The organism is Sphingobium xenophagum NBRC 107872, assembly GCF_000367345.1.
Lineage (GTDB): Bacteria > Pseudomonadota > Alphaproteobacteria > Sphingomonadales > Sphingomonadaceae > Sphingobium > Sphingobium xenophagum.
Window position 1 is genome coordinate 1 of the sequence record NZ_BARE01000036.1, and the last position, 24,075, is coordinate 24,075.

Consider the following 24,075-nt stretch of genomic DNA (forward strand, 5'->3'; position numbering starts at 1 on the left):
AGCCCCGCGCAGGTCAGCCCCGCGCCCGCGACCGATCCGGGCATGCCCCAAACGACACTGCTGGCTTCATCCTGCGCGACGATCCAGCCGCCAGCCGCGACAATATCGCGCGCGCCAACCGTGCCGTCGCGGCCCATGCCGGTCAGCACGATACCCACCGCGCCAGCGCCATAGACTTCCGCCATGCTGGCAAACATCGGATCCACGCCGGGCAGGTTGCCGGCGGGCGTGCGTTCCGGGTTCAGCGTTATCGTCACCCGCCCATGCAGGCCGCGCCTCAGTTGCAGATTGGCGTCTCCGGGGGCGACATAGACTGTGTCGGCCATCAACAGATCGCCGGTTTCGGCGACTTTGACCCGCAGGCTGGTCATACGCGACAATTGCTGCGCGAAATAGATGGTGAAGCTGGCGGGCAGATGCTGGGTCAGCAGCACCGGCACGCCCAGCGGCGCGGCCAGACCTTCAAACAGCTGCCCCAGCGCATGAATGCCCCCGGTCGACGCGCCGATGCCAAGGCAGGCGATCGGTTGCGCGGCAGGCTGGACGACGGGTGGCGCCAGCGGGCGCTGCGGCGGGGATGGCGCGGGACGATCGGTGAACAGGCGATTGAGCCGCTCGATCAACGTCTGGGGGAAATGCTCGCCAAAACTGCCGCTGCCCGGCTTCGACACAATGTCGCTCGCGCCCAGCGCCAGCGCTTCGATGGCGGCCGCGCTGCCCTCCTCGCACTTGCCCGACAGGATGGCGACCTTGACGCCGGGATTGGCGCGCAGGATGGCGGGCAGCGCGGCAAGCCCGCTCTGCCCCGGCAATTCGATGTCCAGCAGCACCAGGTCGATGTCGTGCTCCGCCAGATAGCCCAGCGCCTGTTCGGCACTGTTCGTCTTGTGAACGACGGCATAGGCCGGGTCCGCATTCAAAATGCGTTCGATAACGGTGCGGACAACAACCGAATCGTCAACGACCAGCGTGCGAACCACCTGGGGTTCGCTCCTCTGACTGGTCATGATCGGCGCGATGAAGGTCATCACGGGGCTTTCTGCACGAAGGATGAAGAAAAGGTCGGAAATCTCCCAAGGAAAAGGACGTGCGTCCCGCCCGCTAAATCACCCCGACGATGACCAGCTTGCTTTCCAGCGTTTCCCGGTCAAACGGCTTCATCACATATTCGTCGGCCCCGGCCTCGACGGCCGCCTTGATATGGCCGATGCCATTTTCGGTGGTGCAAAAGATGATCTTGGGCCGGGCCGTCATCTTCGCGCTCGACAGCGCCTGAAGAAACTCCATGCCGCTCATCACCGGCATGTTCCAGTCGAGCAGGACGACATCGGGCGCAGAGGCTTCGCACTGGGTCAGGGCGTCCTGACCATCCACGGCTTCGCTGACGGTCAGGTCCAGCGATTCCAGTATGTGGCGCGCCACCTTGCGGATGACCTTCGAATCGTCAACGACCAGGCAATTCTTCATGAGGCGTCCCTTTGGTTTTCGCGTAACGGCTGAAGGTTTAACCACCAAAGCCAAGCAATTGGTAAACGAGGCAGGCAGGATTATTCGGTTGGTCGCAAATCCGGGCGCATCTTCCGGTCACGCCGCCTGCGCTAGCGCCCCGCCCTCGATGAAGGCGGCCAGCGACACCAGCAGCCAGGGATGCCCTTCATGCTCCACGATGGCGCGCGCATAGGGGGTCCAGGCCGGGTCGATCTGGCCGCGCAGGGGCAATTCGCCTTCCGGCACGCGGCAAATGTCCGTGACGCCGTCGACCATCAGGCCATAGCTGTGGCCGCTGATGTCGGCGATGATGGCCAGTCCCCGTTCCACCCGCGGACTGGCGACGCCATGGATCAGCGCAGCGACGTCGATGATCGTTAGCACCCGGCTGCGCAATGCCGACAGCCCGGCGATGTGCGCGCCCATGCCCGGCACGGGCGACACGTCGTTCAGGCGGACGACCGCCTCGACCTCGCTCGTCTCCACCGCGATCCGCGTGCCTGCCAGCGTGGCGAAAAGAAAGAGTCTGTCCATGGCCTTACCCGTTTCCTCCGGCCATCTGGCCCCCGGCGATCGCCGCCATCAGCGCATCCTGATCATAGCGATAGATGCTGTCATCCTGTGGTCCGGCCGCACGCGGCGAAGCGCGCAGATGAACGATGCGGCATCCGATCATCCCGGCCATGACGCCCGCCGTCTGCGCGGCATCGGCGCCGGTCAGCAACAGCACGTCGCGCGGATCGACCGCCGCATCATCGGGCAGGCCCAGTACGACCTCTTGCCCTGCCTGCCGCAGCAGCGGCGCCAAAATCTCGCGGGTCCAGCCATCGTCGGCGTCGGCCAGCAGGCAACGGCCGCGCGTCCGCTCCACGATCGCACGGTCGGGCAGGCTGCCGAACAGCGCGAAGGGATTGATCACTTCCAGATGTTCGCCGTCGATCACCGCGACGCCGCTGATATGGCCGTGCATCGCCACCATGTCCGGCACCATCGGCATCTGCACGATGTCCAGCACGGCAGCGACAGGATAGCAGGCTTCGATCGAACCATCGCGCAGGCGCAGCGCGGAGATCTTGTTGCGCCCGAATTCGGTCAGGCCGTTGGCCACCGGCACTAGCCGGCCATCCAGCCGGACAAAGGCGTCGCCGCCCGACCGGCCGAACAGCGATGCGTCAATATCCTCGACCCGCTCGATCAGCGACAGTTGCAACAGGCGGCGCTGGCCCGAACATTCCTCGAACCGCAGCGCGGCGATCATCTCGATCCCGGCCTGCGCCTTTGTCTCCTGCTCGGACTGGCGCAGGGTGCGGTCGTCGATCATCGTGGGCAATCTGGCCGCGCTGGCGATACCCGCCGCGTCGAGCAGCAGCATCGGCTTGCCATTGTCGGGCAGGGTCATGCCCGCATAGACGCCCGACGCCATCACCAGCGGCGACGCCGGACGGATCACCAGTTCCTCATGATTGTCGACCGCCGACACGCCCATGGCAAAGGGTACGCCCGTGGCAGACCGCACCACCATGATGGCGCGCGGCTCGGCCTCGACCGGCTTTTCCATGCCCAGCACATCTTCCAGATCGATCATCGAATGACGGACCGACCGGATCGTCGCGATCTTGGCCCCGCCCACTTCGCTGATCTGGAGCGTGTCGTTATTGTCGTGCAGAATTTCCACCACCGCGGCGCGCGGGATCGCGAAATGCAGGCCGCCTGCGCGGATGATCAGGCCCGGAATGATGGTCAGCGTCAGCGGTACGCGCAGGGTGATGCACAATCCGCGCCCCGGATGATTGTCCAGCGCGATCAGGCCGCCGATCCGCTCCACATTGGCGCGCACCACGTCCATGCCCACGCCGCGTCCGGAAATCGCCGTCACCTGATTGGCGGTGGACAGCCCGGCCTGGAAAATCAGCTCCAGCCTGTCCGCCTCGCTCATGCGGGCAGCCGCTTCAGGGGTCAGGCGGCCAGCGGCAATCGCCTTTTCCACCAACCGCGCAGTATCGATCCCCGCGCCATCGTCGCTGATAACGATCACGATCTGGTTGCCCGACTGCCGCGCCTCCAGCCGCAATGACCCGACTTCCGGCTTGCCCGCCGCGCGCCGCTTTTCTGGCGTTTCGATGCCATGGTCGATGCTGTTGCGCACGATATGGGTGAGCGGGTCGACGACCATCTCCACCATATCGCGGTCCATCTCGACGTCGCCGCCCTCCAGCGTCAACTCGATCCGCTTGTCCAGATCCCGGCCCAGATCGCGCACCATGCGCGGGATCGCGGCAAACAGCCGCTCGACCCGCTGCATCCGCGTCTTGGAAATCACGTCGCGCATGTCGGCCACGCATGTCGACAGCCGCTCGAACACTGTGTCCAGTTCAGTGTCGACCGATCGCTCGCGCAGCTTGCGCGACAATTCGTTGCGCGCCAGCACCATGTCCGACACGCCGTTCATCAACTGGTCGATCAGGCTGAGTGGCAGGCGAATGGTGCGGGGGCCAGACTGGCCGCCTTGCCGCGCAACCGCGACCGGCGCGGCCGCATTGTGATGCTCCTCCCCGCCCGTCGGCAATGTCTCGGCCGGGGTGGTCAGCGCAGCGATCAGAAATTCGTCATTCTCATTGGGCAGCGCCGCCCCTGTCGCCACCGCTTCGGCCAGTTCGCCGATCCGGTCCATCAGGCCCAGCACCGCGCTCACCGTCGCAGGATCGGCAACGCGCTTGCCCGCGCGGATGTCCGACAGCACATCTTCGGCCGCATGACTCAACCGCTCGAACCGGGGCAGGTTCAGGAAGCCGCAGCTACCCTTGACCGTATGGAAGAAGCGGAAAATCGCATCGAGCCGGTCCCGGTCCGACGGATCGGCTTCCCAGGCGACGACTTCCCCCGCCAGCGCCTCCAGCGTTTCCTGGGTCTCGGATATGAATTCTTGTAACAGTTCGTCCATGCCCATGGTCCCACGGATGCGCGCAACGGGCACCATGGCGGGACGTGGTTAAGAGCGGGTTAAAGCGCAAATAAAAGGGGCGCCGCGATCCAATCGCGACGCCCCTTCCAATCTTGATCGGTAAAAAAGCGCTTACTGGTGCTTTTCGACCGCATCCTCGGCCTTGTCGCCCGCTTCGCGGGTCGCGTCGGCCTTGTTTTCCAGCGCGTCGGCAGCGTTCTCAGCCGCATTTTCGGCGCTGCCGGTCAGGTTGTCTGCCATGGCTTCCATATTGTCAGCCTGATTGTCGATCGCATCCGCCTTGTTTTCGTACGCATTCTCGACCTGGTTTTCCTTAGCCGAATCGCACGCGGCGAGGGCCACAAGGCTGGCAAGGCCAAGGATTTTGACGAAGGTTTTCACGGCGTATTCTCCTGTTGCGCCCCCAAGGGCAGACCGTATGGCTCACCGGGCGGAACGGCCTTACGCCGTCCCAACCCTGACCGCGATCAACCGGCCACGCCCCCAATGGTTCCCGCCGACCGCTCCGTTCGTCGCATAGACGATTATTTTCGCAGCGAATCGCGAATTTCACGCAGCAGGACGATGTCCTCCGGCGTGGGCGCTGGCGCGGGCGCGGCGGCCTCCGGTTCGGGCTTGGCCGTCAGCCGGTTGACCGCTCTCACCAGCAGAAAGATGATGAAGGCCAGGATGATGAAATTGACCAGCACGGTCAGGAACTGGCCCCAACCGAACATCGCGACGCCCGCCGCCTTCAGGTCCGCATAGCTTTGCGGGTTGCCCTTATAATCGGCAGGCAGGTCGCCCAGCCGGATGAAATATTCGGAAAAATCCGCGCCGCCGAAAATATAGCCCACCACCGGCATGATAAGGTCATCGGTCAGCGACTTGGTGATGGTCGCAAACGCGCCGCCGATGATGACGCCGACCGCCAGGTCCATCACATTGCCGCGATTGATGAAGGTCTTGAATTCGCTGATCAGTCCCATCGCTACCGCTCTCCCTTGCAAAGATATTCACTGGATGGCCCGTTGCGTGCGACAGGACAACCGCCTATTTCGTGACGCAGATAATTGCTGAGGATCTTCTATGACCTTCCTGCGCCGCTTTGCCCCTTTCCTTCTGCCGCTGCTGGGCGCTTTCGCCCTGTCCGCCTGCGGCATCAACAGCGTTCCCGCCGCCGAGGAAGAGGCCAAGGCCAAATGGGCCGACGTCCAGGCGCAATATCAGCGCCGCGCCAACCTGATCGGCAACCTCGTCGCCACGGTCAAGGCGGCGGGCAAGCAGGAACAGGACACGCTGGTCCGCGTCACCGAAGCCCGCGCCAAGGCAACCTCGGTTCAGGTCAATGCCGACGATCTGTCCGACCCGGCAAAGGTCGCCCAATTTCAGGCTGCACAGGCCCAACTGAGCCAGGGGCTTGGCCGCCTGCTTGCCTCGGTCGAAGCCTATCCCGACCTCAAGACCAACGCCAACTTCCTGAACCTGCAATCGCAACTGGAAGGCACCGAAAACCGGATCGCCGTCGCCATCCGCGACTATAATGAAGCGGTGCGCGCCTATAACACCCGCATCCGCACCTTCCCCGACGCAATCGGTGCCAAGATCATCCACGGCGCCAAGCCCATGACCCCGTTCCAGGCGACGACGCCCGGCGCGGAAGAAGCGCCGAAGGTCGATTTCGGCAATTGATCGCGTGATCCGCCGCTTTCTTATCCTCCTCGCGCTGCTGGCCTTCGTGCCCGCAGCGCAGGCCCAGTCTTTTCCCAAGCTGACGGGCCGTGTGGTCGATGACGCCGGGCTGCTCTCCCCGGCGCAGGAACAGGCGCTGACCGGCAAGCTCGCTGCGCTCGAAACGCAAAGCGGGCGGCAACTGGTGGTCGCGACCATTCCCGACCTTCAGGGTTATGACATTGCCGATTATGGCTATCGCCTGGGCCGCGCCTGGGGGATCGGCGACAAGGCGAAGAATGACGGCGCATTGCTGATCGTCGCGCCCAACGAACGCAAGATACGGGTAGAAGTCGGCTATGGCCTGGAAGGGCTGCTGACCGACGCGCAATCGGCCCAGATCATCCGCGACGCCATCGCCCCGCGCTTCAAGGCGGGCGACATGGTCGGCGGCATCGACGCGGGCGTGGACCAGATCGGCGCGATCATGACCCTGCCGCCCGAAGAGGCGAAGGCCCGCGCGGCGGCGGCGGAAGCGGCTGCGCGCAAGGGATCGGGCGGTCATGTCAGCGGCATGGCGATCATCTGGGTCATCGTCATGGTCGTCGCCTTCATCGCGCTGGCATCGCGGCGGCGCGGTAAGGGCAAACGCTATCGCAGCCGTTCGGGCGTGCCGATCATCCTGTGGGGTCCGGGGGATTCCGGCTGGGGCGGTGGCGGCTGGGGCGGTGGTGGCGGTTCCGGCTGGGGCGGCGGCGGCTTTGGCGGTGGTGGCAGCTTTTCGGGCGGCGGCGGCAGCTTCGGTGGCGGCGGCGCGTCGGGGGACTGGTGATGCAGCTTCATCTTTCAGCCGCCGACCACGCCCTCGTGTCCGCCGCCGTGGCGGAGGCAGAGGCCCATACGTCCGGGGAAATCGTGACGATCGTGACGCGCCGGTCCGATGCCTATCATGATGTCGGGCTGCACTGGGCGATCGCGGCGGTGTTCATCGCGCTATCGGTGGCGGCCGCCTTTCCGGAGCAATTGCGAAATTTCCTGTCCGCCCTGCTGCGCGACTGGGACCATGAACTGGCGGACTGGAAATTGCTGACCGGGCTGCTGGGCCTGCTGATCCTCAAATTTCTGGCTGTCCGCTATCTGCTGGCCATCCCGGCGCTGCGCATGTGGATGACCCCGCGCGCCACGCGGGCGCGGCGCGTGCGGCGACGCGCGATCCTGCTGTTCCGCACCGCTGCCGAAGCCCGCACACAGGGCCGCACCGGCGTCTTGATCTACCTCTCGCTGGACGAACATCGCGCCGAAATCGTCGCCGACGCCGCGATCAATGACAAGGTCGCACCGGAAGAATGGGGCGCGGCGATGGCGGCGCTGATCGACGCGATCCGTGCGGGTCGCGCGGGCGAAGGGCTGGCGCAGGCGGTGCGTCAGGTCGGGCTGGTGCTCGCCACCCATTTCCCGCGCGCCGATGACGACATCAACGAACTTCCCGACAGGCTGATCGAATTATGAGTGACCCGGATGCGTCTGCGCCTGAAGAAGTGATGTGGGCCGGGCGCTTCATCACGGCGAAGCGACGCGGCAAATGGGAATATGTCGGCCGCGCGCGGGGCATCAGGGCGGCTGTCATTCTGGCCATCGATGACGGGCATGTCCTGCTGGTCGATCAATATCGCGTGCCGCTGGGACGGCGCTGCATCGAATTGCCCGCAGGCCTTGTCGGCGATCATGACGCGGACGAGGATGCCGGCATCGCCGCCAGTCGCGAACTGGAGGAGGAAACCGGCTATCGCGCCGCGCGCCTGGAATCCGTCGGCGAATTTTTCAGCTCGCCCGGCATGGTCTCGGAAAGCTTCACCCTGTTCCGCGCCCATGATCTGGAAAAGACCGGCGAAGGCGGCGGCGTGGAGGGGGAGGATATTCACGTCCACCGCGTGCCCCTTGCGGGGCTGACGGCGCAGATCGCCGCCTGGCGCGCGGAGGGCTATGCCATGGACGTCAAGCTGCTGTTGCTGCTGGGCGCGGCGATGATCGGCTGACGGGTCAAGCAACCCGATACCATCCCGCCACCCGATCGAGCGCCAGCGTCAGCACCAGCTTACCCGCGCGGCTGGGCCAGCCCAGCGCCCGTTCCGCCGCGACCAGCCCTTCGCCCGCGCATACCACCCGCCATAATATGTCCGCCAGCCCCGGCCCCGCCGCGCGGATCGCGCCATCGAAGCGTTCGCGCGCGGACAATTGCATCAGCGTCGGGTCCGGCTGGCGCGCGGGCACGGCCCGCCCCCCTGTGCGCGGCGCCGCGTCCCAACGCATCGTGACGCGCGCACCCAGCCCGGCCTTCTCCCAATCTGCACGCAGCCGATCACCCGCGACATAATGCCGTTCGCTCAAATGGCCGCGCGCATGGAGCCAGGCGAGCGGCGATTCCCCGATATGGACCAGCACGGTCTGATGGCGGCCCTGCGGGTCTTCGATCGTCTGTTCGACATGGGTGGCGGTCATGCGGCCTTCTCCTTGGACGATGGGTGGGGAATCAGCCTTGCCACGGCGGATAGTTTGTAGGAAAGAGGAAACCAAATAGGTTATTCAGCGAGGCAAAGATGATCACCCGCATCCGCGAGGTCCGCAAGGCGAAGGGGCTGACGCTGGAACAGGTCGGCGCGCTATGCGATCCGCCCACGACCGCGCAGACGATCGGCCGACTGGAAACCGGCACCCGTACCGTATCGATCAAATGGCTCAACCGCATCGCGCTGGCGCTTGGCGTCGCCAGCGCCGAACTGGTCGCCCTGCCGGGGCAGAGCGAGGTGCCGGTGGCGGCGCTGCTGGGACCGGACGGTGCCCGCGCGCCGACCCGCCCGCTCACCTTCCCCTCCCCGATTGCGACGGATGGCATGGTCGGCGTCCATGTCAGCGCCAGCATCGGCGATTATCGCAGCGGCGACGCCATCTGGTGCCGCCGCATCGCCCCGCAGGATTTCGCCAGCGCGCTCAACCGCGACATTCTGTTCCCGCGCCCGGCGGGCCGCTTCCTGTTCGGGCGCCTGATCGGGCGGGAAGGCGACCGGCTGCAACTGCTGCCGCTGGGTTCGGGCGCACGCCAGCTGGTGCTGACCGACCCGCCATGGGCCGCAGTCGCGGAACAGCTCGTCCGACGGCTCTAGCCAAAAAGTCACCAGCCTCTTAACCCAATTGCAAAGGCTGCTGCGCGAAAGAGAGACCATGACGCTCAACGTCCTCATGCTATCGACCCTCTTTCCCGACATCAGCCGTCCCAATTTCGGCGTGTTCGTGGAACGGCAGGCGCGCGAACTGGCCAGCCGCCCGGAAGCGAACGTCACCGTCATCGCGCCGGTCGGCCTGCCGCCATGGCCGCTTTCACTTGCGCCGCGCTACGCCCCTCTACGCGCGCTGCCGCGCCGGGAAAAATGGCGCGAACTGACGGTCTATCGCCCGACCTTCCCGATCATCCCCAAATTTGGCGGGCGCACCAATGTCTGGACGATGACCCGCGCGATCCTGCCTCTGGTCAGGCAATTGCACACGCAAAAGCCGTTCGACGTGATCGACGCCAGCTTCTTCTTTCCCGACGGTCCGGTGGCGCAGCGCCTGTCGCGCGCGCTCGGCATCCCCTATTCGGTCAAGGCGCGCGGCGCGGACATCCATCATTGGGGCAGTCAGCGCGGCACGCGCAAGATGGTGCTGCGCGCGGGTGAAGGCGCGGCAGGGCTTCTCGCCGTGTCGGACGCCATGCGCCGCTCCATGGTCCGCATGGGCATGGATGAAGGCAAGATCCGCGTCCACTATACCGGGGTTGATCTCGACACATTCGAACTGGCCGATCGGGCGGAGGCCAAGGCCACGCTCGATTTCAACGGTCCGGTCGTGCTGTGCGTGGGCGCATTGATCCCGCGCAAGGGACAGGATCTGCTGGTCCGCGCCCTGCCGATGCTGCCCGATGTCACCTTGCTGCTGGCGGGACAGGGGCAATATCGGCGAACCCTTGAAAATCTGGCGGAGGAATTGGGGGTCGAACGGCGGATCGGCTTTCTCGGCTCCGTCCCCCACCATAAATTGCCGCGCATCTTCGCTGCTGCCGATGTGATGGCCCTGCCCTCGGCCTCCGAAGGCCTCGCCAATGCCTGGGTAGAGGCGCTGGCCTGCGGCACCCCGATCGTGATCAGCGATGTCGGCGGCGCGCGCGAACTGCTCGACCGGCCGGAAGCGGGACAGATTGTCGATCGCGATCCACAGGCCATCGCCACGGCCATTCAGGCGATATTGGACAACCCGCCCGATGGCGAAGCCGTGCGCGCCGCCGCGCTGCGCTTCACCTGGGCGGCCAATGGCGACGCCCTGCTCGCGCATCTGCAAGGCATTGCCGCCACCGCTCGATAAGCGGTTCCGCCTGTCCTACATCGGCCCGCTGCTCTACCATGCGGGCACGACGCAGCCGACTTTGCGATAGGATCAGCGCCGCGCAACAATATATCGCATTTGCCGGGAAAAGTGCGAAGTTAAGCGAATCTCGCCCGTCCGTCCGGCGTCGGAAAATGCCCGCCATCGAACGGCACTTCGCCCCAGCGCCAGGGGGTCAGTTCGTCATAGGCCGGGTTGGAAATCGGCGCGTGCCGCCGCAGGTTGAGCAGCCGCCCGCCATCATTGCCATAAGCGGTCAGCCGCCCATGTTCGCGATAAATGTCGGCTGGCCGCTCATAATGGAAAGCATCGCCCCAGCCCATTGCCTGCGCCACCTTGGTCAGCATCCACCAGTCTGGCCGCGCCTCCCCCGGCAGGGGCAATAATCGACGCTGGCGACTGACCAGCCGGTCCATGCCGGTCAGCGTCCCGTCCTTCTCCACCCATGTCGCAGACGGCAGCAGCATCGACCAGCCATCGCCCTGCTCCGCCAGACTGTCGGTCGATCGAACCGCCAGCGGGACCAGCGCCCTCGCCTCGCCCAGCCATGCTTCCGCCGCCGGGTCCGCGCCAATGCTCCACAGCGCCCTGACCTGTCCGTCGCGCATCGCCCGCAACAGCGCCTCCCCCTCCAGCCCCGGCCCTTCGACCAGCAGCCGCGCGCCCCAGAAGCGGGCGACGCTGGCGCGCGCGTCAGGCGCGAAATCGCGATGAGCGGCCAGGCTGTCCGCCACGCAACCAACCTCGCGCGCGCCCATGCCATTGGCCGCACCCGTGATGGCGAACGGGGTCGCGCCGGGCCGCCCAATCCGTCCGCTGGCAAGGTGAAGGTTGATGACCGCCGCGGCCAGATCGGCGCACTCGCTCCCGGCGAACAGGGTGACGACGCGGTCGGTGGCGATCCACTCGTCGTAAAAGGCGCGGATCGCCGCTGGCGTCAGCCCGGTCGCGCGGGCAATCGACCAGATGTCATGCCCCGGTCGCAACCGTTCCCAGAAATCGGCCGACACCGCCACGCTCCGCGCCAGAAAAGCCGTGTCGTGCCTGCCCTTGTCATGGCCATGCAACAGCGCGCCGGTCAGCAACCGCGCCGCGCTGCCGGGCTTCAGCGTCAAACGCAGATCAGCGTCTATCGCCACCCCCGCATCGGTCAGCAACACCAGCCGCGCGCCCGCCTCCCGCGCCGTTTTCACCCGGTCCAGCAGCACCGGCTGCGCCATGATGCCGCCCCCCACCAGCAGGATCGTCGCGGCGCGATCAATATCCTCATAGGCCGCGGGCATGACATCCTCGCCGAACGCCCGGACGTGCGCCGCGCTGCTCCCGTCGCGCCACGGCGCATGGACATGCGCCGACCCGAAAAAGCCCTTCATCAGCTTGTTCGCGACATAATAATCCTCGGTCAGCAGACCGCCGCCTATATGCAGCGCAATGCTGCCAGGCCCATGGCGCGCCATTATGGTCGACAGCCGCCGCGCCACCTGCGCGATCGCGCGGTCCCAGCCAGTCTGTCGTCCATCCACCAATGGCCGCAGCAACCGTCCTTCCAGCGATATGGCGTCGTCGCCCAGCGCCTGCCCGCGATCGCACAGCAAGCCGCCATTGGCCGGGTGGAGCCGGTCGCCCTCTACCGTGACGCGACGGTCGGTGTCAGTGACCGCGCGGATACCGCAGCCGACACCGCACTGGCCGCACTGGCTTCTGACGATCGCCATGTCAGCGCGGTTTCCTGAACATGCCGCCTGCTCTAGCCGATTGATCCCCGCTGCAAAAGTACCGTGCGCCACTTGCTTCGCCAAATCGCCCACGGCACACAGGCGGCATGTTCCTGCGCTTCCTGTCCGCCATCGCCCTGTTGCTGCTTCTGGTCCCGACCGCCCGGGCTGCGTCACCCGATCGCGGCCCGCTGATCCTCGCCGCCGCCAGCATGCAGGAGGCGATGACCGCCGCCGCCGACGCATGGGGCCGGCGCGGTCATGCCCGACCCGTCCTGTCGTTTGCCGGCTCCTCGGCGCTGGCGCGGCAGATTCGGGCGGGCGCTCCGGCAGACCTGTTCCTCTGCGCGGATGAAGACTGGATGCGCGATGTCGAGCAGGCCGGATTCGTCGTACGCGGCACCCGCGTCGATGTCGTCGGCAACCGGCTGGTGCTGGTCACGCCGAAGCGCAGGCCGGTGCGCCTGCGGATCGGCCGCGCCATGCCGATCGCGCGGGCGCTGGGCAACGGGCGGCTGGCCATGGCCGATCCTGACAGCGTGCCAGCGGGCAAATATGGCAAGGCAGCGCTCACCAGCCTTGGCGTATGGCCAAGCGTTGCTGGCAAAATCGCGCGCGGCGACAATGTCCGTGCCGCGCTGGCGCTGGTGGAACGGGGCGAAGTGCCGCTGGGGATCGTCTATGCCACCGACGCGCGGGTCGCTGGCGGCGTGGCGATCGTCGGCGCCTTCCCGGCCAGCAGTCATCCGCCGATCCGTTACCCGATCGCGCGCCTGACCAGCAGCCGCCACAAGGATGCCGAAGCGTTCCGCCGCTTCCTGTTATCGCCATCGGGCAAGGCCATCTTCGCCCGCTACGGCTTCACTGCGCCCTGACCGTCAGGGATCGCTCAGTTGCGGACTCGCCGGATCAGACCGCGCTATTCGACGCGATGAAATCGCTGACCTGGGGCGTCACCAGTTTCAGATGACGGCGGGTTCCGCGTCCGACCGGCGCCAGTCGATCCGCCGCATTCTCGACCAGCATCTGCAAGCCTTCATCGCTCAGCAACCCGCCGCGAATCAGGCAGCGATCGGCCAGCACCTGTCTGAAGGCGGAATAGAGCGCCATGTCGGGTGGCGACGGATTGGTCCAGAATGCGTCCAGCCCCTTCACGCTGACGATACCGGGGATCTTGTATACCGCATGTCCCAGAACCAGCACCGGCTTGCCGCTGTTCAGCGCCAGCGTGCCGACCGTGCTGTTCACCGTGACCACGCCGATCGCATTTTTCACGACTGCGGCAATGTCCCAGTCCGACAGATAATGGATACGGTCCGCCACGCCATAATCTTTCGCCAGACGACGGATCAGCTGGCCCCAGGCGACCAGCCCGGAATCGAGCGGATGCTGCTTGATCACCAGCAGCACGTCAGCGGGGGCATGATGGGCAAAGCTTTTGATGACGAAGCGCAACGCCGCCCGCATGTTGCCAAAGGGCGAATGGACGCGCAGCTGATAATCGGAATTCAGCTGCAGCGGCAGGGTGAAATAGCGCTTTCCTTCCACCCTGGCCCAGGCTTGGGCCGACTGCTCCAGGTCGCGGCTGCGCATCATCAACTTCCGCGCCCAGGACAGCGATTCCATGACGAAACTGTGCGGCCGGTGGGTCCGGTAGAAGGGGAATAGCGGGCGCAGCATGGCAGCAGCAAAACCATTGCGCATGGTATTGCGCGCGCGGGTGCTGAAGTTCGAAGGGATAGTCGGCTGATTCTCCTCCAGCGGGGGGAGGCCCATCGCTTCGTCGCGATACCATTGCGGGTCCAGCGGCAAGGTGGAATTGCCGTTCACGCCATCGGCCTGAAGCGTCAGGAAATCGGGGCGGATATACCCTTCCTCCACCACATGCACGCGCAGGTTGCGCAGCCGGGCCATGCCGTGCGCGCTGGCATGATAGGGGCGGCAATCGCCATAAAGGATCAGGTCAGTGACGCCATGGGCGACGATGAAATCGTCGAAAAACAGCGGCCAGTTACGAAAGGTGCCATGATAGTCGGTCGCATCGCCGGGCCAGTCGACCTTGTCGCCGCCATTGATGTTGATTCGCAACGCCACATGCCCGCGCTGCCGCAAGGCATCGGCCAGCATCGCGAAATAGGGACCATGCGGTCCTTGCAGAAACAGAAAGCTCTTCTTGTTGCGGTTAGCCATGCAGAAACTCAGCGGACAAGGTCATAAAACGTCGAAACTTCCCCTGTAGCGCCCGCAACGCAATGAGCCAGGTCATCGGCGGCGTCGATCCATCCGCCATGCGATCCACCATGATTTCGGGACCGCACGGCAACCGCGTTACCGGATCGAGATAACGAGGATAGAGAATGAGAGCGGCCGCGACAAGCTGATCCACGGTGAGTTGACGCCCGCGCCGCACACTGGGTTGCGCCAGATCGCGCGTCAGGCCCCAGCCTGCGTAGAAAGGCATCCCATGGACCGTTACGGAACGGCCACGCATCAGCGCCTCAAAACCCGTCAGGGAAGAGAGGACATGGAGTTCATCAACAGCCTGCACCAGTTCCATCAGCGGCGCACCACTGTCGATCGCATCGGCATGGGCAAGGACGACCGAGTCGGGCAAATGCCCCTTGCGATGCCCCGCCTGCACATCGGGATGGGGGCGATAGACGATCCAGGCGTCCGGCTCGGCCCGGCGCACCCGCTTCAGAAAATCCAGATTGCCATCGACCCCGGCGCCGCCCAGCCGCACCGACAGATCGTCATCGACCTGGCCGATCGCCAACACCGTGCGCCTGCCGGCCGGAAGATTGATCATCTGCCCGGCTTCCGGCCCATATTTGGTCATGCCGGTGGCGCAGACCCGTTCGCGCAGGCGGCGGGCGCGATCGACCAGCGCGGGCGGGAAGTCATGCGTCGCCAGCAGCGTTTCCAGATCATTGGCGGCGCGCGCATTATAATAGATGCCCGTGCGATCCACCACGACGGAGCCGGGCGGGTGCAACGCCGCACCCAACCCGCGGGAACGCAAAAAGCCATCTTCCACCCGCGCCAGCGCCACACCCTGATCAGCGGCATCCTGCGGCAGGGTGACAGGCACGCGCGATGGCCAGACCGCCAGCGCCCCCTGCTCCCGCCGGGCGCGGCGCAGTCCCCGGTCGGCGGACAGAAATGGGGGCGAGGCAATGCCATCCCACAGGAAATGACGGATCGCGTCACGCTTCCAGAACGCCATGCCGCTCGCCGCCATGATGCCGCGATTGCCGTCGATATGCCGTCGCCAGTCAGCCAGCTGCGTCACCGCCTGCATCGCATCGACCGGCGCACCAGTGAAACAGTCGCGATAGCGGGCGGCTGCGATCCGCGCCTTGAGGGACGCGCGCAGCTGACCCGGATCGATGACCGCGCCGTCGGGACCGATCACTGAAACGCCCAGCAAGCCCGCGATCAGCGCCACGTCCTCGTCCGCCTGCGCATGGATCGACTGCACGGAAGCGACCAGTGCCCAAGGATCACTCTCAGCACGATCCGACCGGCCCGGTTCACCGGGTCTTGCGCCCCAGAACGCGCCGCCGACCCGCGCCGCAACAATCGCATCCAGCACATCGTCGCCAACCTGCGCAGCGCCATCGCCCGTTTCGCGCATCACGCTGACAGCGGCGAGCGAAGCAGCAATGCCGGGAAAAGGCGGGGACCGCAGGAATGGCGTGGGAATCATAATGGCAGTCAGTTCATGGGCTTGGGCCGATGCAAGGTCAAGAAACAGAACTTGTCACATCTTCCAGCAAATCGATGACGATATCGAAATAGTCCCGCCAGGTCGGCGCGCGCCAGACCGAGAGCCGCGCGATCTGCGCCGCGCGATCGGGCGACTCCGGCTGACTATAGTTCAAGATCGCCTTCATCCAGCCCAGCCCGTCGAGCGGATCGAGATAGTCGGGCGCGTCGCCGCCCACTTCGCGATGAGCCATGATGTCGCTGCATATCACCGGAACGCCAGCGGCCAGCGCCTCTGCCACCGGCATCCCGAACCCTTCGGCGAAGGAAGGCATCAGCATCGCGCGCGCGTTGGCGACCAGCGCCTGCATCCGCGTGTCGGACACCTCGCCCGCCTCGATCACATGGCCGCGCAACGCTTCGGCGCGATCGAGCAGATCGACGACATTCTCATTCTCCCACCCGCGCCGTCCGATCAGCACCAGCACCGGGGCTGCATCGCCCAGTTGCTCGACCAGCCGCCGCCAGATGGTGAGCAGCAGCAGGTGATTCTTGCGCGGCTCGATGGTCGAAATATAGACGAAATAAGGGCGGTCAGGCAGCGTTTCGCCACGGCCGCCAAATATGTCCACGGCGTCCGCGCCGAAATGGGCGACACGGACCACGCGCCCGGCCAGCCCGTTGGCCATATGCGGCGCCAGCGCGTCGATCGTCGCCTGGCTATTGCCGATGATGCCACTGGCAAAGCGATCGATCGTATGCACCCGCCGCCGATGTTCATCCGCGCCCTGTGGCCGGGCATATTCGGGATGGCTGAGCGGGATCACATCATGCACCAGCGTCACGAATTTCGCGCCCTCCGCGCGCAGGATCGCACCGACCTGATCGGCATTGTCCAGATGGTGTGGCGACACTTGCAGATAGAGGCGGGGTCCGGTGGCGCGTGGCACCGGGCGCGGGCGCAGCGCGAACATGTGCCGCACGATCGCCGCCCGCCCCTCGCGCGCATCGGCTGCCCCGGCGTTGCGCCATTTGGCCGCCGTAAAGGCCAGAAATTGCCGCACCGCCGCGCTGTTGAGCCGACCATAATAGCCGCCCGCCGGATGAACCGCTGCAAAGGACAGCCGGTCTGGAATCCGCTCCAGCAGTTCGCGGGCATAGACATATTCCACCCGGTCGATGCCGGTCGGCGCGGGGTGGAAGGAACGCGACAGCAGGCGCGACAGGTCGAGGACAACCTCGCCCTCGCCCCGCTGCCCCTGGAACAGCGGACTGGCCCGCTTGGTACGCAAAGCCAGCCGGGCACCGGGTACGTTGAAGGGACGCAGGACCATGTCAGCGTCCGCCAACACAAAGGGGCGTCTGCCCCGCAAAGCGATGGAAACGCATCAGAGGTGCGCGCGTATCTCTTGCGCCAGCGCTTGGAGCGCATCGGCGTCCGCGAACTGGCCTTGGCCATGGGCGACGAAGCCGGTCGCCTGCCCTGCCCAGCGCGGCACGATATGGACATGCAGATGGAACACCGTCTGCCCCGCCGCCGATCCGTTGAACTGGGCGATATGCAGGCCATCGGGGTTGAGCGCGGCCCGGATGGCGGTCGCGACCTTGCGGGTCGTCGCCATCACCTGCGCCAGCGCGTCCTCCTCAATCTCCAATATGTTGCGCGCCTTCGACCATTTGGAAATGACCAGCGCATGGCCCTTCGACTGCGGCTGAATGTCCAGAAAGCAGAACGTATGGGCATCCTCATACAGGGGGACCGAAGGGATTTTGCCCGCAAGGATGAGGGCAAAGACATTGCCCTCATCATAAGTACCATCAAGGCTCATGACGCTGTCAGACCAGATAGTGCGCGGTGGTCTTGGCGGCGACCTCTTCCGCCGTGACGCCCGGCGCCATTTCGACCAGTGTGAACGGACTGTCATGGTCGGGACGCTGGAACACGCACAGGTCGGTGATGATCATGTCGACCACATTCTTGCCGGTCAGCGGCAGGGTGCAGGCCGGGATGAACTTGGGATCGCCATTCTTGCTGGTGTGCTCCATCACGACGATGATCTTCTTGACGCCCGCGACCAGATCCATCGCGCCGCCCATGCCCTTGATCATCTTGCCGGGGATCATCCAGTTGGCGATGTCGCCATTTTCCGCCACTTCCATCGCGCCAAGCACGGTCAGGTCGATATGCCCGCCGCGGATCATCGCGAAACTGTCGGCCGAACTGAAATAGGCGGTCTGCGGCAGTTCGCTGATCGTCTGCTTGCCCGCGTTGATAAGGTCGGCATCCTCCTCGCCCTCATAGGGAAAGGGTCCGATCCCCAGCATCCCGTTTTCCGATTGCAGCGTCACTTCCACGCCTTCGGGAATATGGTTGGCGACCAGCGTCGGGATGCCGATGCCCAGGTTCACATAGAAGCCGTCCTGCAATTCCTTTGCCGCGCGCGCGGCCATTTCATCACGTGTCCAGGGCACTATATGGCCTCCTCTGCTTAATGGGGCTTCCACCGGTTCTTGGGGAAAATCTCGTTAAAATCGCCTTCGGCGCCCTTGCCATAGACGGGGTTGGGCAACAGGAACCATCCCTGCCCCCACATCCGCGCCAGCATGGGCGATCCCATGGCCTGCCGCCGTTTCACCACGGGCAGGCGGCCATTTTCCTTCACGTTGAACAGGTCGCTGAAATCGCCGAGTTGGTCGCCAGCCATCGCCACGACGCACCATGTCTCGGCGATCGTGGCGCGGCGCCCGTCCTTCTTGCCATCGCCAGCACTGTCCAGGAACAGCGTCTTGCCCGGCTCCGCCACGCCCAGCCCGGCATGGGCCAGCGCTTCGGCGGTTTCCTGCATGCTGGCGGCGCTGCGATTGCTGTTGAAGATCACGGCAATATCCGCCTTGCGCAGCGCGTCGACCGCCTCGACCGCGCCGGGCACCGGATCGACCAGCTTCGCGCCGTCCTTTTCCCACTTGGCCCAGGCATCCTTGTCGAAAGCCCGCGACTGTTCATAGCTTTGCTGCTTGGCCGCCGCCCAATATTCAGCGCCGGTGTTCAACAGCAGGGTCTCGTCAATATCGAACACGACGGCGGGCTTCTTGTCGCCGCAGCTTTCGAAGGCTGGCCGGTCGAGCGTCGCGCCGGGCGCCAGCACCCGCTGCACCACCGGCTCGCCCATGCGCCAGCGTTCCGCCTGTATCACCGCAAAAGCACGCAGCGCGTTGAACGCCTGCCGGCTGGTCGCAGCCCCTTCTGCCGAACCATAGAGCCACTGGAACTCGCGCCAGGGCTGGTCGCTGTCGGGGCGCGTCTGCGCCGTGGCTGGCGCGGCCGCCAACAACGCGGCCGCCGCCGCCAGCGCGCCGGTCAGGCGACGCATCACGCCGCCGCCCGCTGCCTTACCGTGCGGAACTCGATCTTCTTGTCATAGGGCGCGCCAACGATCATGCGCTTGACGTAAATGCCGGGCAGGTGGATCGCGTCCGGGTCCAGGCTGCCGGTCGGCACCACTTCCTCGACCTCTGCAATGCAGATTTTCGCGGCAGTCGCCATTGGCTGGTTGAAGTTGCGCGCGGTCTTGCGGAAGATCAGGTTGCCGCTCTCGTCAGCCTTCCAGCCCTTGACGATCGCAACGTCGGCGAAAATGCCCCGCTCCAGTATATAATCCTGCCCGTCGAAGCTCTTGACTTCCTTGCCCTCGGCCACGGCCGTGCCGACGCCGGTCTTGGTGTAGAAACCGGGGATGCCTGCCCCGCCGGCGCGGCAGCGTTCGGCCAGTGTCCCCTGCGGGCAGAATTCGACTTCCAGTTCGCCCGCCAGATACTGGCGTTCAAATTCCTTATTCTCGCCGACATAGGAAGAGATCATTTTCTTGACCTGCCGGGTGCGCAGCAGCTTGCCCAGCCCCTCGCCATCGATACCGGCATTGTTGGACGCGATGGTCAGATCCTTCACCCCCGAATCGCGGATCGCATCAATCAGCCGTTCGGGAATACCGCACAGGCCAAAACCGCCCGCGCACAGGTGCATGCCGTCGAAGAGAAGCCCGTCCAGCGCGGACGCGGCATCGGGGTATAGCTTGTTCACCATCGCTTATTTCCTCCTCAACTGACCCAGCCCATAGGCGACAAGATAGGCGGCGGTCAATTTGCTGCACAAGCGAAAGACGCGTCAGATAAGCCCTGCCAGGGGACTGGACGGATCGGCATACATGCGCTTGCCCATGCGGCCGGCGCGATAGGCCATGCGCCCCGCCTCCACGCCTGCCTTCATCGCGGCGGCCATCAGCACCGGGTCTTTCGCTTCGGCGATCGCGGTGTTCATCAGGACGCCGGTGCAGCCCAGTTCCATCGCCTGCGCCGCTTCGGACGCCGTGCCCACGCCTGCATCGACGAGCACGGGCAGCTTGGTCCCCTCGACGATCAGGCGGATGGTGACCCGGTTCTGAATACCGAGGCCCGAACCGATCGGCGCGCCCAGCGGCATGATCGCCACCGCGCCCACATCCTCCAGTCGCTTGGCTGCGATCGGGTCATCGACGCAATAGACCATCGGCTTGAAGCCTTCCTTGGCCAATATCTCGGTCGCGCGCAGCGTTTCGACCATATCGGGATAGAGCGTACGCGCCTCGCCCAGCACTTCCAGCTTCACCAGCTCCCAGCCGCCCGCTTCCCGCGCCAGCCGCAGCGTGCGGATCGCTTCCTCGCCGGTAAAACAGCCCGCCGTGTTGGGCAGATAGGTGATGACCTTTGGATCGATATAGTCGGTCAGCATCGGCGCCTTGGGGTCCGACACGTTCACCCGGCGCACGGCGACGGTGACGATCTCCGCGCCTGATGCCGCGACCGCCGCCGCATTCTGCTCGAAATTCTTATATTTGCCGGTGCCGACGATCAGGCGCGACCGGAAAGTCTGGCCCGCCACGCTCCAACTATCGTCGGCGACCGAAGCGACGTCGCCACCGCCAACAAAATGCACGATTTCCAGCTCGTCGCCATCCTCGACCATGACCTGCGCCAGCGTAGAGCGCGGCACGACCTCCAGATTGCGTTCGACCGCGACCTTTTCCGGCACGAAACCCAGCTCACTTGCCAGTTCGGCCAGGGTCAGCCCGTCGCGCACGCGGCGATGTTCGCCATTGATATGGATGGAAATAGTGCCGTCGACGCTCACAATATGCAGTCCCGTTCATGCAAGATGGAAACGTGTCTCGACTTGGCGCGACACGAAAGGCTAAAGGTCTTGGCCACATATAGGGGCGCTTGTCCCCTGCTCGCAACAACCAAGGGGGATCGTCGTGGCGGATACGCGCAAAATCTATGTGCTGAACGGCCCCAATCTCAACATGCTGGGAACGCGGGAGCCGGAAATATATGGCTATGACACGCTGGACGATATTGCCGAACGGATGGAGGATGCCGCCACCCGCGCCCATGTCGTCATTGATTTTCGCCAGTCCAACCATGAAGGCCATCTGATCGACTGGTTGCAGGAGGCCCATGGTGAAGGCGCCCATGCGGTCATCCTGAATCCCGGCGGGCTGACCCACACGTCGGTCGCCCTGCATGACGCGATCAAGGGCATCACCGTGCCGGTGATCGAAGTGCATCTGTCCAACCCGCACAAGCGCGAGGCATTCCGCCACAAAAGCTATGTCGGCATGGCGGCGAAGGGCACGGTCGCGGGATTTGGGCCAATGTCCTACATGCTGGCGCTGGAAGCCGCGCTGGAACTGTAACAGCCGTTGCACTGCTTCGGGTCGACGCTACAAAGTTGCGCTTTGGCGCAAATCGGCATAGGCGCTGGCCGCAATTATCAGGCTTAGATACGAAATAAGGGTCAACCATGAACGACAAGCAGGAAAAGGGCGCAATGCAGGTGGATGTCGCGCTGGTGCGCGAATTGGCCGCGCTGCTCGACGATACCCACCTGACCGAGATCGAGGTCGAGGATGGCGATCGCAAGATCCGCGTCGCCCGCAAGGCTGGCGGCGGCGCGCCCATCTATGCGCCATCCTTCGCCCCGGCCCCCGCCACCCCGGCTGCGCCGACTGCCGCCCCCGTGGCCGCGTCTGCCGCTGAATTGGCGGCGCCCGCCGGAACCATGGTCCGGTCGCCGATCGTCGGCACCGCCTATCTGTCGGCAGAACCGGGCGCCGCCCCGTTCGCACGGGTCGGCGCGCAGGTCGCCGCCGGCGAAACCATCCTGATCGTGGAAGCGATGAAGGTGATGAACGCCATTCCCGCGCCGTCGTCCGGCACGATCAAGGCGGTATTGGTCGATAATGGTCAGCCGGTCGAATATGACCAGCCGCTGATCGTCATCGAATAAGGCCGCGCAGCCCATGACCATCGAAAAGCTGTTGATCGCCAACCGCGGCGAGATCGCGCTGCGTATTCACCGTGCCTGCCATGAAATGGGGATCAAGACGGTCGCCGTCCATTCGACAGCCGACGCCGACGCCATGCATGTGCGGCTGGCCGACGAAGCGATCTGCATCGGGCCGCCCGCCGCACGCGACAGTTACCTGAACATCGCGGCGATCATTTCGGCCGCCGAAATATCAGGCGCGGACGCGATCCATCCGGGCTATGGCTTTTTGAGCGAAAACGCCAAATTCGCCGAAATCGTCGAGGCCCATGGCATCGCCTTTGTGGGGCCAAAGCCCGAACATATCCGCACCATGGGCGACAAGATCGAGGCGAAGCGGACCGCCGGTGCGCTGGGCCTGCCGCTCGTCCCCGGTTCCGACGGCGCAATCAGCGACCTTGAGGAGGCCAAGGCGATCGCGGAAAAGGCCGGCTATCCGGTCATCATCAAGGCAGCGTCGGGCGGCGGCGGGCGCGGCATGAAGGTCTGCACCTCGCCCGATGAGCTGGAAACACTGATGCAGCAGGCCGGGTCGGAAGCCAAGGCGGCCTTTGGCGACGCGACCGTCTATCTCGAAAAATATCTGGGCAATCCGCGCCACATCGAAATTCAGGTGTTCGGCGACGGCAATGGCAACGCCATCCATCTGGGCGAACGCGATTGTTCGCTCCAGCGCCGCCACCAGAAGGTGCTGGAAGAAGCGCCCTCCCCCATCCTGAGCCAGGCCGACCGCGAGCGGATCGGTGGCGTCTGCGCAAAGGCGATGGCCGATATGGGCTATCGCGGCGCAGGCACGATCGAATTCCTCTGGGAAGATGGCGAATTCTACTTCATCGAAATGAACACCAGGCTTCAGGTCGAACATCCGGTGACCGAAATGATCACCGGCGTCGATCTGGTCCGCGAACAGATCCGCATCGCCGAAGGCAAGCCGCTGTCCGTCGCGCAGGAGGATCTGCGCTTTACCGGCCATGCGATCGAATGCCGGATCAATGCCGAAGACCCCCGCACCTTCGCGCCATCGCCCGGCACCGTGACCCGCTATCATGTCCCCGGCGGCATGCATGTCCGCGTCGATAGCGGCCTGTATCAGGGCTATAAGGTGCCGCCTTATTATGACAGCATGATCGGCAAGCTGATCGTCTATGGCCGCACCCGCGAAGGCTGCATCATGCGGCTGAAACGCGCCTTGCAGGAATATGTGATCGAGGGGATGAAAACCACGATCCCCCTGCATCAGGCATTGCTGGAGGACCCGCAGTTCCTGAACGGTGACTATACGATCAAATGGCTGGAAGATTGGCTGGCTCGTGAGGGATAAGGAAAGCATCCGGGGGACGCTTTCCCCCGAACGAGCCTGCCAACTGACGCGGGACGGCCAGGGATGAAGGCCACCATCTGGCATAATCCCCGCTGTTCCAAGTCGCGCGCGGCGCTGGCGATCCTGCAGGAAACGCCCGGCGTCGACGTGACGGTCGTGGAATATCTCAAGACCCCGCCCAGCCGCGCCGAGATCGCGGCCGTTCTGACCAAGGCCGGACTGACCCCGCGCGATGCGCTGCGCAAGGGGGAGAGCGTCGTCAAGGAAATCGCCCTCGACACCAGCGACGATGCCGCGATCCTCGATGCCATGGCCGCGCATCCGATCCTGATCGAGCGCGCGATCGTCATGACCGACAAGGGCGCAGTGATCGCCCGTCCGCCGGAAAAGGCGCGCGACGTCCTGTAACGTCACCATGGCGTAACATTGCCATGATTGAGGGCTTGCTTTGGCG

27 protein-coding genes are annotated in these 24,075 nt (G+C 64.9%); 11 read left to right on the forward strand and 16 right to left on the reverse strand.

Translation table 11 applies throughout. The annotated features are described in order from the left end of the window. The 6 genes from SX1_RS15485 to mscL form a co-directional block, all read right to left on the reverse strand. Positions 1–1,028 (reverse strand): chemotaxis protein CheB (locus SX1_RS15485; RefSeq protein WP_019053726.1); only part of this gene is annotated, 1,028 nt, incomplete at its 3' end. Positions 1,029–1,101: 73 nt separating this feature from the next. Then, positions 1,102–1,467, reverse strand: a complete 366-nt coding sequence (locus SX1_RS15490) for a response regulator (RefSeq protein WP_006958812.1) — start codon at positions 1,465–1,467, stop codon at positions 1,102–1,104. Positions 1,468–1,584: 117 nt separating this feature from the next. Beyond that, positions 1,585–2,022: a chemotaxis protein CheW gene (locus SX1_RS15495; RefSeq protein WP_017181045.1), complete on the reverse strand. Its 438-nt coding sequence runs from the start codon at positions 2,020–2,022 to the stop codon at positions 1,585–1,587. A 4-nt stretch (positions 2,023–2,026) separates the two neighbouring features. Next, positions 2,027–4,429 carry a chemotaxis protein CheA gene (locus tag SX1_RS15500; RefSeq protein WP_026149814.1) on the reverse strand — a complete coding sequence of 801 codons (2,403 nt, stop codon included), beginning with the start codon at positions 4,427–4,429 and terminating at the stop codon, positions 2,027–2,029. A 132-nt stretch (positions 4,430–4,561) separates the two neighbouring features. Beyond that, positions 4,562–4,831 carry a hypothetical protein gene (locus tag SX1_RS15505; protein ID WP_019053728.1) on the reverse strand — a complete coding sequence of 90 codons (270 nt, stop codon included), beginning with the start codon at positions 4,829–4,831 and terminating at the stop codon, positions 4,562–4,564. A 143-nt stretch (positions 4,832–4,974) separates the two neighbouring features. Continuing rightward, on the reverse strand, positions 4,975–5,418 hold the full coding sequence (mscL, locus tag SX1_RS15510; RefSeq protein WP_019053729.1) for a large conductance mechanosensitive channel protein MscL: 444 nt from the start codon (positions 5,416–5,418) through the stop codon (positions 4,975–4,977). 100 nt (positions 5,419–5,518) lie between these two features. On the opposite strand from mscL, the gene SX1_RS15515 reads away from it, so the two are divergent. From SX1_RS15515 to SX1_RS15530, 4 genes are read left to right on the forward strand one after another with little or no spacing between them, the layout of a single operon-like run. Further along, positions 5,519–6,121: a LemA family protein gene (locus SX1_RS15515; RefSeq protein ID WP_019053730.1), complete on the forward strand. Its 603-nt coding sequence runs from the start codon at positions 5,519–5,521 to the stop codon at positions 6,119–6,121. A gap of 4 nt (positions 6,122–6,125) precedes the next feature. Beyond that, complete coding sequence (locus tag SX1_RS15520) at positions 6,126–6,932, forward strand: TPM domain-containing protein (protein ID WP_019053731.1); 807 nt, start codon at positions 6,126–6,128, stop codon at positions 6,930–6,932. Beyond that, positions 6,932–7,609 (forward strand): TPM domain-containing protein, encoded by a 678-nt coding sequence (locus tag SX1_RS15525; RefSeq protein ID WP_017181039.1) that lies wholly within the window; start codon positions 6,932–6,934, stop codon positions 7,607–7,609. The genes SX1_RS15520 and SX1_RS15525 overlap by 1 nt, the downstream gene beginning before the upstream one ends. Further along, the gene (locus SX1_RS15530; RefSeq protein ID WP_017181038.1) at positions 7,606–8,136 is read left to right on the forward strand and encodes an NUDIX hydrolase; all 531 of its coding nucleotides are present in this window, start codon (positions 7,606–7,608) and stop codon (positions 8,134–8,136) included. Before SX1_RS15525 ends, SX1_RS15530 begins: the two co-directional genes overlap by 4 nt. 4 nt (positions 8,137–8,140) lie before the next feature. Here SX1_RS15530 and SX1_RS15535 read toward each other — a convergent pair whose 3' ends face one another. After that, complete coding sequence (locus SX1_RS15535) at positions 8,141–8,599, reverse strand: DUF6456 domain-containing protein (RefSeq protein ID WP_019053733.1); 459 nt, start codon at positions 8,597–8,599, stop codon at positions 8,141–8,143. A gap of 98 nt (positions 8,600–8,697) precedes the next feature. Here SX1_RS15535 and SX1_RS15540 point away from each other — a divergent pair, with 98 nt between their 5' ends. Further along, complete coding sequence (locus SX1_RS15540) at positions 8,698–9,261, forward strand: helix-turn-helix domain-containing protein (RefSeq protein WP_019053734.1); 564 nt, start codon at positions 8,698–8,700, stop codon at positions 9,259–9,261. A 58-nt stretch (positions 9,262–9,319) separates the two neighbouring features. Further along, positions 9,320–10,495 carry a glycosyltransferase gene (locus SX1_RS15545; RefSeq protein WP_019053735.1) on the forward strand — a complete coding sequence of 392 codons (1,176 nt, stop codon included), beginning with the start codon at positions 9,320–9,322 and terminating at the stop codon, positions 10,493–10,495. Positions 10,496–10,614: 119 nt separating this feature from the next. On the opposite strand, the gene SX1_RS15550 is transcribed toward SX1_RS15545, so the two are convergent. Continuing rightward, a complete protein-coding gene (locus SX1_RS15550) occupies positions 10,615–12,231 on the reverse strand; it encodes a molybdopterin oxidoreductase family protein (RefSeq protein WP_019053736.1) in 1,617 nt (538 codons plus the stop codon). Positions 12,232–12,338: 107 nt separating this feature from the next. Between SX1_RS15550 and modA the strand changes: the two genes are divergently transcribed. Continuing rightward, the gene (modA, locus tag SX1_RS15555; protein ID WP_019053737.1) at positions 12,339–13,106 is read left to right on the forward strand and encodes a molybdate ABC transporter substrate-binding protein; all 768 of its coding nucleotides are present in this window, start codon (positions 12,339–12,341) and stop codon (positions 13,104–13,106) included. A 34-nt stretch (positions 13,107–13,140) separates the two neighbouring features. Here the strand turns inward: modA and SX1_RS15560 are convergent, their stop codons facing one another. From SX1_RS15560 to thiS, 8 genes are all read right to left on the reverse strand, one after another. Continuing rightward, entirely contained in the window at positions 13,141–14,421 is a 1,281-nt protein-coding gene (locus SX1_RS15560; protein WP_019053738.1) for a capsule polysaccharide biogenesis protein, read from the reverse strand. After that, positions 14,414–15,940, reverse strand: coding sequence for a capsular polysaccharide export protein, LipB/KpsS family (locus SX1_RS15565; protein WP_019053739.1), 1,527 nt, complete (start codon positions 15,938–15,940; stop codon positions 14,414–14,416). The genes SX1_RS15560 and SX1_RS15565 overlap by 8 nt, the downstream gene beginning before the upstream one ends. 37 nt (positions 15,941–15,977) lie before the next feature. After that, positions 15,978–17,273, reverse strand: a complete 1,296-nt coding sequence (locus SX1_RS15570; protein WP_019053740.1) for a glycosyltransferase family 4 protein — start codon at positions 17,271–17,273, stop codon at positions 15,978–15,980. 54 nt (positions 17,274–17,327) lie between these two features. After that, the gene (locus tag SX1_RS15575; RefSeq protein ID WP_017181029.1) at positions 17,328–17,768 is read right to left on the reverse strand and encodes an HIT family protein; all 441 of its coding nucleotides are present in this window, start codon (positions 17,766–17,768) and stop codon (positions 17,328–17,330) included. Positions 17,769–17,775: 7 nt separating this feature from the next. Further along, complete coding sequence (locus SX1_RS15580; protein WP_026002045.1) at positions 17,776–18,411, reverse strand: CoA transferase subunit B; 636 nt, start codon at positions 18,409–18,411, stop codon at positions 17,776–17,778. 17 nt (positions 18,412–18,428) lie between these two features. Continuing rightward, positions 18,429–19,310, reverse strand: coding sequence for an HAD family acid phosphatase (locus SX1_RS15585; protein WP_019053741.1), 882 nt, complete (start codon positions 19,308–19,310; stop codon positions 18,429–18,431). Further along, positions 19,310–20,020: a CoA transferase subunit A gene (locus SX1_RS15590; protein WP_017181026.1), complete on the reverse strand. Its 711-nt coding sequence runs from the start codon at positions 20,018–20,020 to the stop codon at positions 19,310–19,312. Before SX1_RS15590 ends, SX1_RS15585 begins: the two co-directional genes overlap by 1 nt. A gap of 81 nt (positions 20,021–20,101) precedes the next feature. Next, positions 20,102–21,103: a sulfur carrier protein ThiS gene (thiS, locus tag SX1_RS22735; protein WP_017181025.1), complete on the reverse strand. Its 1,002-nt coding sequence runs from the start codon at positions 21,101–21,103 to the stop codon at positions 20,102–20,104. A 124-nt stretch (positions 21,104–21,227) separates the two neighbouring features. On the opposite strand from thiS, the gene aroQ reads away from it, so the two are divergent. The 4 genes from aroQ to arsC all read left to right on the forward strand — a co-directional run bounded on the left by aroQ (position 21,228) and on the right by arsC (position 24,029). Beyond that, positions 21,228–21,668, forward strand: coding sequence for a type II 3-dehydroquinate dehydratase (gene aroQ / locus SX1_RS15600; RefSeq protein WP_019053742.1), 441 nt, complete (start codon positions 21,228–21,230; stop codon positions 21,666–21,668). Positions 21,669–21,775: 107 nt separating this feature from the next. Next, on the forward strand, positions 21,776–22,261 hold the full coding sequence (accB, locus tag SX1_RS15605) for an acetyl-CoA carboxylase biotin carboxyl carrier protein (protein ID WP_019053743.1): 486 nt from the start codon (positions 21,776–21,778) through the stop codon (positions 22,259–22,261). Between the two features lie 13 nt (positions 22,262–22,274). Beyond that, positions 22,275–23,621, forward strand: a complete 1,347-nt coding sequence (gene accC, locus SX1_RS15610) for an acetyl-CoA carboxylase biotin carboxylase subunit (protein WP_017181022.1) — start codon at positions 22,275–22,277, stop codon at positions 23,619–23,621. Positions 23,622–23,684: 63 nt separating this feature from the next. Beyond that, entirely contained in the window at positions 23,685–24,029 is a 345-nt protein-coding gene (arsC, locus tag SX1_RS15615) for an arsenate reductase (glutaredoxin) (RefSeq protein ID WP_019053744.1), read from the forward strand. The last annotated feature ends 46 nt before the right edge of the window (positions 24,030–24,075 follow it).

What these genes read in the sequence shown, in the direction of transcription:
- SX1_RS15525 (WP_017181039.1), top strand. Translation starts at nt 6,932, where the DNA reads ATGCAGCTTCATCTTTCAGCCGCCGACCACGCCCTCGTGTCCGCCGCC.
- SX1_RS15545 (WP_019053735.1), top strand. Translation starts at nt 9,320, where the DNA reads ATGACGCTCAACGTCCTCATGCTATCGACCCTCTTTCCCGACATCAGC.
- SX1_RS15585 (WP_019053741.1), bottom strand. Translation starts at nt 19,310, where the DNA reads ATGCGTCGCCTGACCGGCGCGCTGGCGGCGGCGGCCGCGTTGTTGGCG.
- SX1_RS15540 (WP_019053734.1), top strand. Translation starts at nt 8,698, where the DNA reads ATGATCACCCGCATCCGCGAGGTCCGCAAGGCGAAGGGGCTGACGCTG.
- mscL (WP_019053729.1), bottom strand. Translation starts at nt 5,418, where the DNA reads ATGGGACTGATCAGCGAATTCAAGACCTTCATCAATCGCGGCAATGTG.
- SX1_RS15560 (WP_019053738.1), bottom strand. Translation starts at nt 14,421, where the DNA reads ATGGCTAACCGCAACAAGAAGAGCTTTCTGTTTCTGCAAGGACCGCAT.
- SX1_RS15570 (WP_019053740.1), bottom strand. Translation starts at nt 17,273, where the DNA reads ATGGTCCTGCGTCCCTTCAACGTACCCGGTGCCCGGCTGGCTTTGCGT.
- accC (WP_017181022.1), top strand. Translation starts at nt 22,275, where the DNA reads ATGACCATCGAAAAGCTGTTGATCGCCAACCGCGGCGAGATCGCGCTG.
- accB (WP_019053743.1), top strand. Translation starts at nt 21,776, where the DNA reads ATGAACGACAAGCAGGAAAAGGGCGCAATGCAGGTGGATGTCGCGCTG.
- SX1_RS15575 (WP_017181029.1), bottom strand. Translation starts at nt 17,768, where the DNA reads ATGAGCCTTGATGGTACTTATGATGAGGGCAATGTCTTTGCCCTCATC.
- SX1_RS15565 (WP_019053739.1), bottom strand. Translation starts at nt 15,940, where the DNA reads ATGATTCCCACGCCATTCCTGCGGTCCCCGCCTTTTCCCGGCATTGCT.
- modA (WP_019053737.1), top strand. Translation starts at nt 12,339, where the DNA reads ATGTTCCTGCGCTTCCTGTCCGCCATCGCCCTGTTGCTGCTTCTGGTC.
- SX1_RS15515 (WP_019053730.1), top strand. Translation starts at nt 5,519, where the DNA reads ATGACCTTCCTGCGCCGCTTTGCCCCTTTCCTTCTGCCGCTGCTGGGC.
- SX1_RS15495 (WP_017181045.1), bottom strand. Translation starts at nt 2,022, where the DNA reads ATGGACAGACTCTTTCTTTTCGCCACGCTGGCAGGCACGCGGATCGCG.
- SX1_RS15490 (WP_006958812.1), bottom strand. Translation starts at nt 1,467, where the DNA reads ATGAAGAATTGCCTGGTCGTTGACGATTCGAAGGTCATCCGCAAGGTG.
- arsC (WP_019053744.1), top strand. Translation starts at nt 23,685, where the DNA reads ATGAAGGCCACCATCTGGCATAATCCCCGCTGTTCCAAGTCGCGCGCG.
- SX1_RS15530 (WP_017181038.1), top strand. Translation starts at nt 7,606, where the DNA reads ATGAGTGACCCGGATGCGTCTGCGCCTGAAGAAGTGATGTGGGCCGGG.
- SX1_RS15500 (WP_026149814.1), bottom strand. Translation starts at nt 4,429, where the DNA reads ATGGACGAACTGTTACAAGAATTCATATCCGAGACCCAGGAAACGCTG.
- SX1_RS15550 (WP_019053736.1), bottom strand. Translation starts at nt 12,231, where the DNA reads ATGGCGATCGTCAGAAGCCAGTGCGGCCAGTGCGGTGTCGGCTGCGGT.
- SX1_RS15535 (WP_019053733.1), bottom strand. Translation starts at nt 8,599, where the DNA reads ATGACCGCCACCCATGTCGAACAGACGATCGAAGACCCGCAGGGCCGC.
- SX1_RS15590 (WP_017181026.1), bottom strand. Translation starts at nt 20,020, where the DNA reads ATGGTGAACAAGCTATACCCCGATGCCGCGTCCGCGCTGGACGGGCTT.